The sequence below is a fragment of the Streptomyces sp. NPDC056503 genome (genome assembly GCF_042794995.1).
Lineage (GTDB): Bacteria > Actinomycetota > Actinomycetes > Streptomycetales > Streptomycetaceae > Streptomyces.
The window spans coordinates 36,184-49,211 of sequence record NZ_JBHTST010000050.1; the positions used below are offsets into that span (position 1 = coordinate 36,184).

General features: G+C 72.8%; 15 protein-coding genes. 9 read left to right on the forward strand and 6 right to left on the reverse strand.

Annotated elements, in window-relative coordinates:
* The first annotated feature begins 7 nt into the window (after positions 1–7).
* Together ACFQ8C_RS17430 and ACFQ8C_RS17435 are read left to right on the forward strand one after the other, a co-directional pair.
* Complete coding sequence (locus ACFQ8C_RS17430) at positions 8–256, forward strand: hypothetical protein (RefSeq protein WP_383457927.1); 249 nt, start codon at positions 8–10, stop codon at positions 254–256.
* 205 nt (positions 257–461) lie between these two features.
* Positions 462–1,436 (forward strand): acyl-ACP desaturase, encoded by a 975-nt coding sequence (locus tag ACFQ8C_RS17435; protein ID WP_383457929.1) that lies wholly within the window; start codon positions 462–464, stop codon positions 1,434–1,436.
* A gap of 51 nt (positions 1,437–1,487) precedes the next feature.
* Here the strand turns inward: ACFQ8C_RS17435 and ACFQ8C_RS17440 are convergent, their stop codons facing one another.
* Together ACFQ8C_RS17440 and ligD are read right to left on the reverse strand one after the other, a co-directional pair.
* Positions 1,488–1,763, reverse strand: coding sequence for a WhiB family transcriptional regulator (locus ACFQ8C_RS17440; RefSeq protein WP_383457932.1), 276 nt, complete (start codon positions 1,761–1,763; stop codon positions 1,488–1,490).
* Positions 1,764–1,808: 45 nt separating this feature from the next.
* Positions 1,809–2,861 (reverse strand): non-homologous end-joining DNA ligase, encoded by a 1,053-nt coding sequence (ligD, locus tag ACFQ8C_RS17445; protein ID WP_383457935.1) that lies wholly within the window; start codon positions 2,859–2,861, stop codon positions 1,809–1,811.
* A gap of 52 nt (positions 2,862–2,913) precedes the next feature.
* Between ligD and ACFQ8C_RS17450 the strand changes: the two genes are divergently transcribed.
* From ACFQ8C_RS17450 to ACFQ8C_RS17460, 3 genes are all read left to right on the forward strand, one after another.
* The gene (locus ACFQ8C_RS17450) at positions 2,914–3,972 is read left to right on the forward strand and encodes an ATP-dependent DNA ligase (RefSeq protein WP_383457937.1); all 1,059 of its coding nucleotides are present in this window, start codon (positions 2,914–2,916) and stop codon (positions 3,970–3,972) included.
* A gap of 561 nt (positions 3,973–4,533) precedes the next feature.
* The gene (locus tag ACFQ8C_RS17455; protein WP_373307825.1) at positions 4,534–4,782 is read left to right on the forward strand and encodes a hypothetical protein; all 249 of its coding nucleotides are present in this window, start codon (positions 4,534–4,536) and stop codon (positions 4,780–4,782) included.
* 63 nt (positions 4,783–4,845) lie between these two features.
* Entirely contained in the window at positions 4,846–6,948 is a 2,103-nt protein-coding gene (locus ACFQ8C_RS17460; protein WP_383457940.1) for an MDR family MFS transporter, read from the forward strand.
* A gap of 16 nt (positions 6,949–6,964) precedes the next feature.
* Here the strand turns inward: ACFQ8C_RS17460 and ACFQ8C_RS17465 are convergent, their stop codons facing one another.
* Entirely contained in the window at positions 6,965–7,414 is a 450-nt protein-coding gene (locus tag ACFQ8C_RS17465; protein WP_383457943.1) for a YchJ family protein, read from the reverse strand.
* A 76-nt stretch (positions 7,415–7,490) separates the two neighbouring features.
* Here ACFQ8C_RS17465 and ACFQ8C_RS17470 point away from each other — a divergent pair, with 76 nt between their 5' ends.
* Positions 7,491–8,834, forward strand: coding sequence for a 6-phospho-beta-glucosidase (locus tag ACFQ8C_RS17470; protein ID WP_383457945.1), 1,344 nt, complete (start codon positions 7,491–7,493; stop codon positions 8,832–8,834).
* Positions 8,835–8,885: 51 nt separating this feature from the next.
* Here ACFQ8C_RS17470 and ACFQ8C_RS17475 read toward each other — a convergent pair whose 3' ends face one another.
* The 3 genes from ACFQ8C_RS17475 to ACFQ8C_RS17485 form a co-directional block, all read right to left on the reverse strand.
* The gene (locus tag ACFQ8C_RS17475; RefSeq protein WP_383457948.1) at positions 8,886–9,701 is read right to left on the reverse strand and encodes an SAM-dependent methyltransferase; all 816 of its coding nucleotides are present in this window, start codon (positions 9,699–9,701) and stop codon (positions 8,886–8,888) included.
* A 76-nt stretch (positions 9,702–9,777) separates the two neighbouring features.
* The gene (locus ACFQ8C_RS17480; RefSeq protein ID WP_030495614.1) at positions 9,778–10,014 is read right to left on the reverse strand and encodes a DUF397 domain-containing protein; all 237 of its coding nucleotides are present in this window, start codon (positions 10,012–10,014) and stop codon (positions 9,778–9,780) included.
* Positions 10,015–10,890 carry a helix-turn-helix domain-containing protein gene (locus ACFQ8C_RS17485; RefSeq protein WP_383457950.1) on the reverse strand — a complete coding sequence of 292 codons (876 nt, stop codon included), beginning with the start codon at positions 10,888–10,890 and terminating at the stop codon, positions 10,015–10,017.
* A 264-nt stretch (positions 10,891–11,154) separates the two neighbouring features.
* On the opposite strand from ACFQ8C_RS17485, the gene ACFQ8C_RS17490 reads away from it, so the two are divergent.
* The 3 genes from ACFQ8C_RS17490 to ACFQ8C_RS17500 are packed head-to-tail and all read left to right on the forward strand — an operon-like array spanning position 11,155 to position 12,765.
* Positions 11,155–11,586 carry an ATP-binding protein gene (locus tag ACFQ8C_RS17490; protein ID WP_383457962.1) on the forward strand — a complete coding sequence of 144 codons (432 nt, stop codon included), beginning with the start codon at positions 11,155–11,157 and terminating at the stop codon, positions 11,584–11,586.
* Positions 11,580–12,020 carry a hypothetical protein gene (locus ACFQ8C_RS17495; protein WP_383457953.1) on the forward strand — a complete coding sequence of 147 codons (441 nt, stop codon included), beginning with the start codon at positions 11,580–11,582 and terminating at the stop codon, positions 12,018–12,020. Before ACFQ8C_RS17490 ends, ACFQ8C_RS17495 begins: the two co-directional genes overlap by 7 nt.
* Positions 12,021–12,054: 34 nt before the next feature.
* Entirely contained in the window at positions 12,055–12,765 is a 711-nt protein-coding gene (locus ACFQ8C_RS17500; protein ID WP_383457956.1) for a class I SAM-dependent methyltransferase, read from the forward strand.
* Positions 12,766–13,028: the final 263 nt, after the last annotated feature.

A 13,028-nucleotide genomic window follows, 5' to 3' on the forward strand; every position in this document is an offset into this window, starting at 1 on the left:
GCACACCATGAACGTCACCAGCGCCACCTCCGCCCCCTCGTCCACCTCCACCCCCTCGCCCGCCTCCGCCCGCATCGCCTGGGGCGACGCCTTCTGTAGCGAGGGGGCCAACTGCTTCCGCTTCGGCCTCGACGACGCCGGCCGCGCCTACATCGGCTCGACGCTCGCCCCGGACACGTACGTCAGCGACTCCGTGGAGGCGCTGCGGGCACTGATCTCCGCGGTGAAGTCCGGAGCCGCCGACCATCTGCTCTGAGTAGCCGATCACTTGTTCCCGGGTGACCACCCCTGGGGTGACCTGCGTCTCTTTTGCCGACCCGAGCTGCGCACATAACGGAACGTAACCGGACATCGCCCGAGAGGGGCTTGGTCGGCGCCTTACAGGGCCTTAACCTACGGTCTCGTAACCTACGAGTCCGTAGGTAGTTCCGTTTGCCCTTTCTCCGTCCCCAGGAGTCCCCGTGACGCTCACCTCTCCCCCCCTCGGCAGCTCGGCAGGGTGGACCGACGCCCGCTTGCTGTACGCGCTGGAAGAGGTCGTGGAGCAGGAGCTCAACCGGCACCTCAAGGTCGCCAAGGACTGGATGCCGCACGAGTACGTGCCGTGGTCGGACGCCCGGAACTTCCCCGGCTTCTTCGAGGACGGCGAGGCCTGGGACCCGTCCCAGTCGAAGGTCACCGACATAGGGAAGACCGCCCTCGTGGTCAACCTCCTGACCGAGGACAACCTCCCGAGCTACCACCACGAGATCGCCAGCCTCTTCGGCCGCGACGGCGCCTGGGGCACCTGGGTGCACCGCTGGACCGCGGAGGAGGGCCGCCACGGCATCGTCATGCGCGACTACCTGCTCGCCTCCCGCGCCGTCGACCCGGACAAGCTGGAGCAGTTCCGGATGGCGCACATGAGCGAGGGCTTCGAGTCGGACAACCGCCACTCGATGCTGCACTCGGTGGCGTACGTCTCCTTCCAGGAGCTCGCCACCCGCATCTCGCACCGCAACACCGGCCACCAGTCCGGCGACCCCGTCTGCGACCGGATGCTCGCCCGCATCGCGCAGGACGAGAACCTGCACATGATCTTCTACCGCAACCTGCTGAAGGCCGCGCTGGAGATCGCCCCCGACCTTGCCATGCAGGCCGTGCGGGACGTCGTCGTCGGCTTCCGGATGCCGGGTCACGGCATCCCCGGCTTCGAGCGGGCCGCCGCGCAGATGGCGATCGGCGAGATCTACAACATGCGCATCCACCACGACGACGTCCTGGAGCCGGTGCTCCGGCACCTCAAGGTCCTGGACATCGCCGGCCTCGGCCCCGACGGGCTGCGCGCCCAGGAGGAGCTCGGCCTCTTCATGAACGGCCTCGACGCGGAGGCCTCGAAGTTCGACGAGAAGCTCGCCGCCCGCAAGGCCCGGATGGCCGCCCGCGCCGCGGGCTGACCCCCGCCGCCACCGGCGGATCCTCGCGTACGGCCACGGTGGCCGGGGCCGTCAGCCCCGGCCACCGCTGCGTCGCAGCCGCAGCCGCTCCTTCTCGGAGAGGCCGCCCCACACCCCGAACCGCTCGTCGTGCGCGAGCGCGTACTCGAGGCAGGCGACGCGCCCCTCGCAGGCGCCGCACAGCTGCTTGGCCTCGCGGGTCGAGGAGCCCGGGGCGGGGAAGAAGAACTCGGGGCCGGCCTGGGCGCACAGCGCGTCCTCGCGCCAGGCGAGGTCGGCGGCGGGGCGCGGGGCCGGGAAGGTCAGGACGTCGGTCTCGGTCTGCATGGCTCCACCCTGCCCGGGCTCGCTAAACACACCGTCAACGTCCGATCAATGCGGCTCGTCGGACGCGTCGGAACCATTCTCCGCCGGCTTCCTCGCCCGGCTCGGCTGGACCCGCTTCGGCTCGCCGGGCATCTTCGGGTACTCCGGCGGATAGGGCAGGTCCCCGAGGCCGCGCTCGGCCTCGTCGCGCCGGGCCAGTTCGAGCAGCGGCTCCAGGTCGAAGCGCTCGTCGTCCATGTCCGCGTGGACGTCGCCCAGCTCGGCGTAGCGGGCCGGCATGGTGCGGATGTCGAAGTCCTCCGGCACCGCGTCGTCGATCTCCTCCCAGCGCAGCGGGGCCGAGACGGGGGCGCGCGGCTTCGGCCGCACCGAGTAGGCGGAGGCGATCGTGCGGTCGCGGGCCGCCTGATTGAAGTCGACGAAGATCCGCTCGCCGCGCTCCTCCTTCCACCACCTCATGGTCACCCGGTCCGGCACCCGCCGCTCCAGCTCCCGCCCACAGGCGATGGCGGCCCGCCGGACCTGGACGAAGGTCCAGTCGGGGCGGATCGGGACGAAGACGTGCAGGCCGCGTCCGCCGGAGGTCTTGGGCCAGCCGCGCAGCCCGTACTCGTCGAGGACGGCCCGCAGCTCGTGGGCGGCGCGGACGGCGTCGGCGTAGTCGGTGCCCGGCTGCGGATCGAGGTCGAGGCGGAGCTCGTCGGGGTGGTCGGTGTCCTCGCGCCGCACCGGCCAGGGGTGGAAGGTGACGGCGCCCAGGTTGGCGGCCCAGAGCACGGCGGCCGGCTCGGTCGGGCACAGCTCGTCGGCCGAGCGTCCGCTGGGGAAGGTGATGCGCGCGGTGGGGATCCAGTCGGGCAGGTGCTTCGGGGCCCGCTTCTGGAAGAAGGACTCCCCCGCCACCCCGTCGGGGTAGCGCTCCAGGGTGGTGGGCCGGTCCCGCAGGGCGCGGGTGACGCCCTCGCCGACGGCGAGGTAGTAGCTCACCACGTCCAGCTTGGTGTAGCCGGGTTCCGGGAAGTAGACCTTGTCCGGACTGGAGACGCGGACGGTGCGCCCGCCCGCCTCCAGTTCCACCGCTGCCGTCCTGCCTGCCATGACCGCCACCCTAGGGCTCGCCGACATCTATCGCATACCGGACAATCGACCCATGGATCTTCCGGTGATGCCGCCCGTGAAGCCGATGCTCGCCAAGGCGGTGAAGCGGATCCCGCCCGGGATGCAGTACGAGGCGAAGTGGGACGGCTTCCGGGCGATCGTCCACCGCGACGGCCCCGAGCTCGTCATCGGCAGCCGCACCGGCAAGCCCCTCACCCGCTACTTCCCCGAACTCGTCGAGGCGCTGCGGGAGCGGCTGCCGGAGCGGTGCGTGGTGGACGGCGAGATCGTCGTCGAGCACGACGGGCGGCTCGACTTCGACCGGCTCGCCGAGCGGATCCACCCGGCCGACTCCCGGGTCCGGATGCTCGCCGAGACCACCCCCGCCCGCTTCGTCGCCTTCGACCTGCTCGCCCTCGGCGACGACGCCCTCCTCGACCTCCCGCTCGCCGAACGCCGCGAGGCCCTGGAGCGGACGCTCGCCGGCGCCACCGCCCCGCTCCACCTCGCCCCCGCCACCCGGGACCCGGAGCTCGCCGCGCGCTGGTTCGAGCAGTACGAGGGAGCCGGCCTCGACGGGGTGGTCGCCAAGCCGCTCGACCTGCCCTACCGGCCGGACGCCCGCCTGATGTACAAGATCAAGCACGGGCGGACCGCCGATGTCGTCGTGGCCGGATACCGCTTCCACAAGAGCGGCCCCGTCGTCGGCTCGCTCCTCCTCGGCCTCCACGACGACCGGGGCGCCCTCCAGCACGTCGGCGTCTGCGCCGCCTTCACCGCCCGGCGCCGGGCCGAACTGGTCGAGGAACTGGAACCACTGCGGATGGACCCGCCCGACGGGCACCCGTGGGCGGCCTGGGCCGAGGAGGCCGCCCACGCGGAGGCCCGGCTGCCGGGCGCGCCCAGCCGCTGGTCCGGCGGGAAGGACCTGTCGTGGGTGGCGCTGCGGCCGGAGCGGGTCTGCGAGGTCGGCTACGAGCACATGGAGGGCGACCGCTTCCGGCACACCGCGCAGTTCAAGCGCTGGCGCCCGGACCGGACCCCGGAGTCCTGCGGCTACGCGCAGCTCGACGAGCCCGTCTCGTACGACCTGTCGGACGTGCTGAGCTGACGGCCGCACCGGCCGGCCGGGGGCTGGACGGACCGAGGCCGGACGGGGCGGCGCCGGACGGGGCGGCGCCGGACGACCGAGGCCGGACGGACCGGAGCCGGACGGACCGAGGCCCGACGGACCCGAGCCCGACGGACCCGAGCCGGACGGACCGGAGCCCTCGGCGGACCGGAGTCCCGGAGCGCCTCGCCGCGATACGAGCCGATGATCATCCCGGTCCTGGCGTCCGCGCGCCACGTGATTTCCTTCACACCGGCGGTGTCGTCCCGGGGCTTGCGCGCCCCGCGGCGGGGTCCCGGGACGACCCTCCGCGCCCGCGATACGCAGGGACCGTGCGCAAAGCCGGTCCGGCGCCACGCCCCGTACCTGCGGGAACGTCGGAACGGGCGATCACCGGGACCGCGGGGTCCGGGACGGATGCGCCCGCGCACACCGCGCACGGCGGGCGCCCCCGTCGCACGCCGGCGCCGGAGCCGTACCGGAACCGCTCCCGCCATCCGGTACGTATGAAGGTGAGAGCCCTTCCCGACCGCCCCCACGACCCGCTAGGACTGTCCCGTGATCGCCTCGCCCTCCCCCCTCGTCCCCGTCCCGATCCCCGACCGCGTGGCCGCCCTCATCGGCTCCTGTCTGCCCGCGCACGTCCTCCAGGCGGAGATCGAGGCGGACTGCGCGGCGCGCGAGGTCTACCGCTTCCGCGGGCCGCTCTGCGCGGAGGACCGGGCCGACCGCGAGCACGCGCTGGCCGCGCTCGCCCGCGCCAACAAGATCCTGGCCAAGCACCACCCGACGCTGCCGGTACGGCCCTGAGGGCCTCGCCCGTTCGGGCGCACCCCACGGGCAGCGGCGGCGGCCCGGTGTGACGCTGCGAGGGTGACCACGACCAGCGACGCAGCACCCGCCGCCCCGGCCGCACCCGCACCACCCGTGCTCGACGGCCGCCGCCGCAACATCGTCTTCGGCACGATCATGCTCGGCGTGCTGCTGGCCGCGCTCGACCAGACCATCGTGGGCACCGCCCTGCCGACGATCGTCGCGGACCTCGGGGGCGCCGCCCACATGTCGTGGGTCGTCACCTCCTACCTCCTCGCGGAGACCGTGGCGACGGTCCTGGTCGGCAAGTTCGGCGACCTCTTCGGGCGCAAGCTGATCTTCCAGATCTCGGCGATCGTCTTCATCACCGGATCCTTCCTCTGCGGCCTCGCCACCAACATGACGCTGCTGATCGTCTGGCGCGGCCTCCAGGGCATCGGCGCCGGCGGTCTCATGGTCACCTCGATGGCGCTGATCGCCGACGTGATCCCGCTGCGCGAACGCGGCAAGTACCAGGGTGCGATCGGCGCCGTGTTCGGCGTCTCGACCGTCATCGGGCCGCTGCTCGGAGGTCTGTTCACCGACCACGCCAGCTGGCGCTGGGCCTTCTACGTCAACGTGCCGATCGCGATCCTCGTCGTCATCGCCGCCGCCCGGACGATCCCGTCGGTCCGCTCGGCGAGCCGGCCGGTCATCGACTACCTGGGCATCGCGCTGGTCGCGATCGGCTCCAGCGCCCTGATCCTGGCGACCAGTTGGGGCGGGAACGAGTACGCGTGGGGCTCCGGCGTCATCATCGGGCTCTTCGCCGGCGGTCTCGTCGCCCTCGGGCTCTTCTGCTGGGCGGAGGCCCGGGCGGCCGAACCCATGCTGCCCATGCGGCTGTTCCGCAATCCGGTCTTCACCGTCTGCTCCGTGCTGAGCTTCGTCGTCGGCTTCGCGATGCTCGGCGCGATGACCTTCCTGCCGACGTACCTCCAGTACGTGGACGGGGACTCGGCGACCGTCTCCGGCATCCGGACCCTGCCGATGGTCGTCGGCCTGCTCATCGCCTCGATCTACAGCGGCAACGTGGTCAGCAAGACCGGTCACTACCGGATCTTCCCCGTCGTCGGCTGCGCGGTGATGGGCCTCGGGCTCTATCTGCTCTCGCTGATGGACGAGAACACCGGCACGTGGCTGGAGTCGCTGTACATGTTCGTGCTCGGCGTCGGCATCGGCCTGTGCATGCAGGTCCTGACGATCGCCGTGCAGAACACCGTCGACTACGCCGACCTCGGCACCGCCACCTCGGGCGTCACCTTCTTCCGCACCCTGGGCAGCTCCTTCGGCACCGCCGTCTTCGGCACGATCTACACCAACGCCCTCACGCCCAACCTCACCGCCGGTGTCGCCGAGGCGTCAGCCCTGGCCGGGCAGGCCGGGCTCGACCCGTCGACGGTGCCGCAGGCCGCGCAGAGTCCGCAGGGGCTCCACGGGCTGCCCGACGGGGTCGCCGCGCCGATCGTCCAGGCCTACGCCGACACCCTCCACACGGTCTTCCTGTGGACCGTGCCGGTCGCCGTCGTCGGCTTCGTCGTCGCCCTCTTCCTCAAGCAGGTCGAGCTGCGGGACTCGGCCCGGGCCGCCGCCCCCGACATGGGCGAGGGCTTCGCCTCCCCCACCGGCAGCGGCGACTCCGCCAAGCTCCTGGAGCTCGCCGTCGGCCGGCTGCTGAACCGCGTCGACACGGACACCGCCCGCCGGATCGTCGCCAGCTCCGACACCCGTCTCGACACGGCCGGGGCCTGGGCGGTCATGCAGGTGGAGCTGTACACGCGGACGGTCGGGCACGCGAGTCTCGGCCTCGTCGCGGCGAGCCGGCGGCTGCCGCCGGAGGTCATCCTCCCGGTCTTCGACCGGATGGTCGACGAGGGCTTCCTCACCCGGGACGGCAACCTCCTCTCCCACACCCCCGCCGGCGCGCGCGAGGCCGAGGTCATCACCCACGCCTGGGGCGACTGGCTCGCCGACCGCCTGGAGCGGGAACGCGGCCGCCCCAGCGGCCCCGAACTCCGCGCCGCCGCCGACGCCATCGCGAAGAAGGCCGTCGCCGAGGACCTCGCCTCGGGCATCCCCGCCCACCGCCCGGACGACCGGGCCGCGGTCGCGGCGGGGCGGTGAGCCCTCGCGCGGCGGGTCAGGCCTCGGGGAAGTCGCCGTCGACGTAGACCCAGGCGCCGTCGTGGCGCGCGAAGCGGCTGTGCTCGTGGAGGGAGCCGGGCTCGCCGCCGTGGACGTAGCGTGCGGTGAAGGTGACGGTGCCCTGCTGGTGGAAGGCGGTGCCCTCGGTGGTGGCCTCGATCTCCAGACCCGTCCAGCGCATGCCGGGGTCGAGGTCGAGGGTGCCGGGGCGGGTCTCGGGGGCCCAGGTGCGCAGCAGGTAGGCCGGGTCCTGGACGACGAAGGCGGTGTAGCGGGAGCGCATCAGCAGTTCGGGGGTGGGCGCGGTGCCCCCCGTACCACTGTGGAAGCGGCCGCAGCAGGAGCCGTACGCGGCGTCGAGCCCGCAGGGGCAGGGCGACTCGGCGGTGACGGCCGGGGCGGGCGCGGACGTACGGGGGCGGGTGCGGGTCTTCCGTCGTGACATGCGGTCATTCTCCCCCGGCACCCCTCCCCCGCCTGTCCGGGGCGGCCGGCGGGGGCGGCCGAGTAGCGTACGGGACATGCGACTGACGATTCTCGGAGGCGGCGGGTTCCGGGTGCCGCTGGTGTACGGCGCGCTGCTCGGCGACCACGCCGAGGGGCGGATCACCCACGTCACCCTGCACGATCTCGACGGGGACCGGCTGACGGCCATCGCGCGGGTCCTCGCCGAGCAGGCCGAGGGGGTGCCGGACGCGCCGGCCGTCACGGCCACCACCGATCTCGACGAGGCGCTGCGCGGGGCGGACTTCGTCTTCTCCGCGATCCGGGTGGGCGGCCTGGAGGGGCGGGCCGCCGACGAGCGGGTCGCGCTGGCCGAGGGGGTGCTCGGGCAGGAGACGGTGGGCGCGGGCGGGATCGCGTACGGCCTGCGGACCGTGCCGGTCGCGGTCGGCATCGCCCGGCGGATCGCCGCGCTCGCCCCGGACGCCTGGGTCATCAACTTCACCAACCCGGCCGGGTTGGTGACGGAGGCGATGTCCCGGGTCCTGGGCGACCGGGTCGTCGGCATCTGCGACTCCCCCGTGGGCCTCGGCCGCCGGGTCGCGCGGGTCCTCGGCGCGGACCCGGACCGGGTGTGGATCGACTACGCGGGCCTCAACCACCTGGGCTGGCTGCGCGGGCTGCGGGTCGACGGGCGGGACGAGCTGCCGCGGCTCCTCGCGGACGAGGCGCTGCTCGGCTCCTTCGAGGAGGGGCGGCTCTTCGGCACCGAGTGGCTGCGGTCGCTGGGCGCGGTCCCCAACGAGTACCTGCACTACTACTACTTCAACCGGGAGGCGGTCGCCTCCTACCGGGGCGCGGAGAAGACCCGGGGCGCCTACCTCCTCGACCAGCAGGCCGGTTTCTACGCGGAGGCGGCCGAGCCGCGGACGCGGGCCCTGGACGCCTGGCACCGCACGCTGGCCGACCGCGAGGCGACGTACATGGCGCACAACCGGGAGGCGGCCGGGGCGGGTGACCGGGCGGAGGAGGACCTGGAGTCGGGCGGCTACGAGAAGGTGGCGCTCGCGCTGATGCGGGCGATCGCGCGCGGCGAGCGGGCCACCCTGATCCTCAACGTGCGCAACGGCACGACGCTGCCGGGCCTCGACGCGGACGCGGTGGTCGAGGTGCCGTGCCTGGTGGACGCCAACGGCGCCCGTCCGGTGGCGGTGGACCCGCTGCCGGACCACGCGAGGGGGCTGGTGTCGGCGGTGAAGGCGGTGGAGCGGGAGGTGCTGGCGGCGGCGGAGGGCGGTGCGCGGGCGGTCGCGGTGAAGGCCTTCGCGCTCCACCCGCTGGTGGACTCGGTGGGAGTGGCCCGGCGGCTGCTCGACGGCTACACGGCGGTACACCCGGGGCTGGCGTACCTGCGCCGGTGAAGCGGGGGGGAGGGCCCGGAGGCCCTCTCCCCGCCGGCGTTCTCGTACGGGTCAGGGCTTGCGGGCCACCGCGGCCCAGCCCGGGATCGGGTCGTCGCCCCGGACCGGCACGGGCTCGCCCAGCTCGGGGTGCCACTCGGCGGTGAGGGCCACGCCGGGCTCGACGAACTCCAGGCCGTCGAAGAAGGCGGCGAGCTCGTCGCGGGAGCGGGGCCGCAGGGTCAGGCCGCGGGCCTTGTACATGGCGGCGGCCTGCGCCGCGCCCTCCGGGTCGAAGTCCCCGGTGACGTGCGAGAGGACGAGGTAGGAGCCGGGCGCGAGCTGGTCGACGAGCTTGCCGACGATGTCCTGCGCGCCGTCCTCGTCCCCCAGGAAGTGGAGCAGGGCCAGCATCGACAGCGCGATCGGCTTGTCGAAGTCAAGGACCTTTCCGGCCCTTTCGAGGATGGTCTCGGGGTCGCGGGCGTCCGCCTGGATGTACTCGGTGGCCCCCTCGGGGGTCGAGCGCAGCAGGGCGGCCGCGTGCGCGAGCACGATCGGGTCGTTGTCGCAGTAGACGATCCGGGACTCCGGCGCGGCCTCCTGCGCGATCTGGTGCAGGTTGGGCTCGGTCGGGATCCCGGTGCCGACGTCCAGGTACTGGCGCACGCCGTGGGCGCTGAGCCAGCGGATGGCGCGGTGCATGAAGGCGCGGTTGACCCGGGCCATGTCACGGCCGCGGGCGTCGACGGTGAGGAGCTGGCGGGCCATCTCCTCGTCGACGGGGTAGTTGTCCTTGCCGCCCAGGAACCAGTCGTACATCCGCGCGGGATGCGGCTTGCTGGTGTCGATCCGAATCTCACGGACGGATGCGGGGTCCTGGGTCATCGTCGGCTCTCCTGATAGGGACGAACGGGTGGCGCTGCTACAAGAGTTACGTGACGGTAGGGGTGGTTCGGAAGGGTCAGGTGAGCAGGAAGTCAGCCTGACCGGATTTGGCCCCCGCGATGAACGCGGCGATCTCGCCGTGGGTGTAGATGAGGGCGGGTCCTTCAGGGTCTGCGGACTGTCGCACGGCGACCCTGCCGTCGGCCAGCTTCATGGCCTCCACGCAGTTGCCCCCGTTCCCGCCGCTCCAGGGCTTGTGCCATCCCTCGGCACCGAGCTCCGCGGCGGGCATGCCGTTGTATATGCGATCCATTCACAGCTCCTTGCGGAGGTCCCGGAGGATCTCCTTCGTGCGTTGTGCAGTCGCGGCCTGCGCCGCCATACGGTCCATGACCTCCAGGTGGGACGCCACCTCGGGGCGCGCGTCGAGGTAGACGGCGCCGGTCAGGTACTCGCTGTAGACCATGTCCGGGAGTTCGGGCATGGCGAAGCGGAAGAGGACGAACGGACCGTACGTGCCGGGGTGGTGGCCGGACGCGAACTCCGCGATCTGCAGGGTGACGTTCGGCAGCTCGGACGCTTCGAGCAGCCGGTCGAGCTGGTCGCGCATCACCTCGGGCCCGTCACCGACCGGCCGGCGGAAGACCGTCTCGTCCATGATCACCCAGAGCTTCGGGGCGTCCTCCCTGGTCAGCAGGGACTGGCGCTCCATCCGCAGGGCCACATGCCGATCGATGTCCTCTTCCCGCGCGGCGTCACCGCCGCCGCCGACCGCTCCGCTGCGCAGGATGGCGCGGGCGTACCCCTCGGTCTGCAGCAGACCGGGGACGAATTGGGGTTCGTAGGCCCGGATGAGGCTCGCGGCCCCCTCCAGGCTGACGTACATGGAGAACCAGCCGGGCAGCACGTCGTGGAAGCGCTGCCACCAGCCGGGCAGGTTGGCCTCCTCGGCGAGGGCGACGAAGGCCTCCGCCTCGGGGTCGTTGATGCCGTACGCGCGCAGCAGCAGCTGGACGTACGGGATCTTCAGCGCGACCTCGGCGGTCTCCATGCGGCGGATGGTCGCCGGGGCGACGTGGAGGACCTTGGCGGCCTCCTCCCGCTTGAGACCCGCGCGCTCGCGCAGATCCTGCAGACGCCGACCGAGGACGACCTGTCCCACCGTGGGGGCGGACCGCGGCTCGCTCACTCTCAGACCTCCCCGACGCGCTGTGTTCGACGAGTGTGCCACGAAGCTCGGCCAGAGAGAACAAGGCACTCTGCATTTTTCAGAGTGCCACTTGCCAAGTGTCCGAGTCAGGAGGACAGTGTTCCGGTGAACCAGTACGGACTGCCGCCGGTGTGCCCCAGGGCCCCGGCGACAGTGACGTACGGCAGCCCTGCCCACTGTTGTGAGGAACCGGTCGTGGCTTCTGGTAACGCGCAGCCCTCAGGTCTCATGAGCCCCAGAGTCATGGCCCAGCGCCCCAAGACCCACCACGATCCGGCCCACCGCTTCGCCTTCGAGCTGCCCGCCCGCACCGAGTCCGTGAGCCGCGCCCGCCACCTCACCGAGGAACGACTGCTGCTCTGGGGCCGCGGCACCGAGATACGCGACACGGCCGCCCTGGTCGTCTCGGAGCTGGTCACCAACGCGGTGCTGCACACCGCGAGCAGCCGGATCGTCTGCGAACTCCGCCAGGGCGCCGACAGCGTCCGCATAGCCGTACGGGACGAGGGCGGCCCCGCCGGCCCCCGGATACGCGACTGCGGCGCGGACGAACGCGGCCGCGGACTCCTCATCGTGGACGCGCTCTGCGAGGCCTGGGGCGCCGAGCGCACCGGCCACGGCACGGCACAGATCGTCTGGGCGGAACTCCCGCACGCCCTGGGGGAGCCATGCTGAAGTCGATGGCCGGCCTGCTCGTCCCCCGCGCCCGCCGGTCCCCGGAGAACGGCCCCGGCCGCGCCCCCGCCGTCCCCGCCACCCGCCTCGCGGTGCCCACCGGTCTCAGCACCGGACTCGGCTGCGACGCCGTCGGCGTCCCGGCCCGCTTCGGCTTCAAGATCCTCTCCCGGCTCCCCGCCAAGGGCTGCGTGTACGCCGACACCGACTGGTGGTGGTGGCTCGTACCGGCCGGCTCCGACCTCGACCTGGTCTGGCCACTGCCCGCCTGCTACGCCCGCGGCGCCGAGATCCCCGACCGCGGACCGCGCCTGATCCACCACCCCGACGGCACCTCGCCCTACACCCCGCCGATCCCCCTCTACCTGCTGGCCTGCCAGCTCACCGGCATCGCCCCGGCCTGGCCGGCGTCGCAGGTGCGCAGCGCCCTGTGACGTTCCGGGCCGGCGGCTGCGTAGAGTCGGCCCCATGTTCACCCCGCAGGGCCCGACCCTCCGCGAACTGACCGTCCAGGCGCTCTCCTCGGTCGAGCGCGGTTACGACCTGCTCGCCCCGAAGTTCGAGGCGACGCCCTTCCGCACCCCGGACCGGATCCTCACGGCGGTGGCCCGCGCCCTGGACGACCTGGGCCCCTTCGGCTCGGGCCTGGACGTCTGCTGCGGCACCGGCGCCGGCCTCCCCGTCCTCCGCTCGGTCTGCGCGGGCCGGATCACGGGCGTCGACCTCAGCGCGAACATGCTGGCCGAGGCGCGCCGCCGCCACCCCGCCGCGACCCTGGTCCGCGCCGACGCCCTCGCCCTCCCCTTCACCGCCTCCTTCGACCTGGCGGTCAGTTTCGGCGCCTTCGGTCACTTCCTCCCGGACGCCCAGCGCACCCTCTTCGCCGGCGTCCACGCCGCCCTCCGCCCCGGCGGCGTCCTCGCCTTCCCCCTGCCGGCCCCGCCCCCGGTGGGCTCCCGCGTCTACTGGGCCCTCTGGGGCTTCGACACCGCGATGCGCGTCCGCAACGCCGTCTGGCGCCCCCCGTTCGTCATGTACTACCGGACCTTCCGCCTCGCGGACGTCCGCACCCGCCTGGAGGAGGCCGGCTTCCAGGTCACCCACCAGCCCCTCGCCACCTTCGGCACCCGCGACGACGGCAGCCCGAACTGCCGACTGGTGGTGGCACGGAAGGCCTGAGGGGCACGGACCAGGGGCGGGAGGGGTTTCCCTCGGGCAGGCGGGCATGCAGGCATGCGGAAAGCGGCCGGGGGGGGGGTGGAACCCCCGGTGCCGGGTGGGGGGTGGTATTAAAAAAAAACAGCCCCCCCGACCCAAGGCGCTCGGGGGGTGGGGGGGGGGGGGGGTAGGTGGTGGTTGGTGGGGGGGGGGGGGGTGTGGTTCGGGGTTGTTTGGGTGTTGGGGTGGGGGGGGGGGGTTTTGTCGGTTTTGGGGGCCCAGGC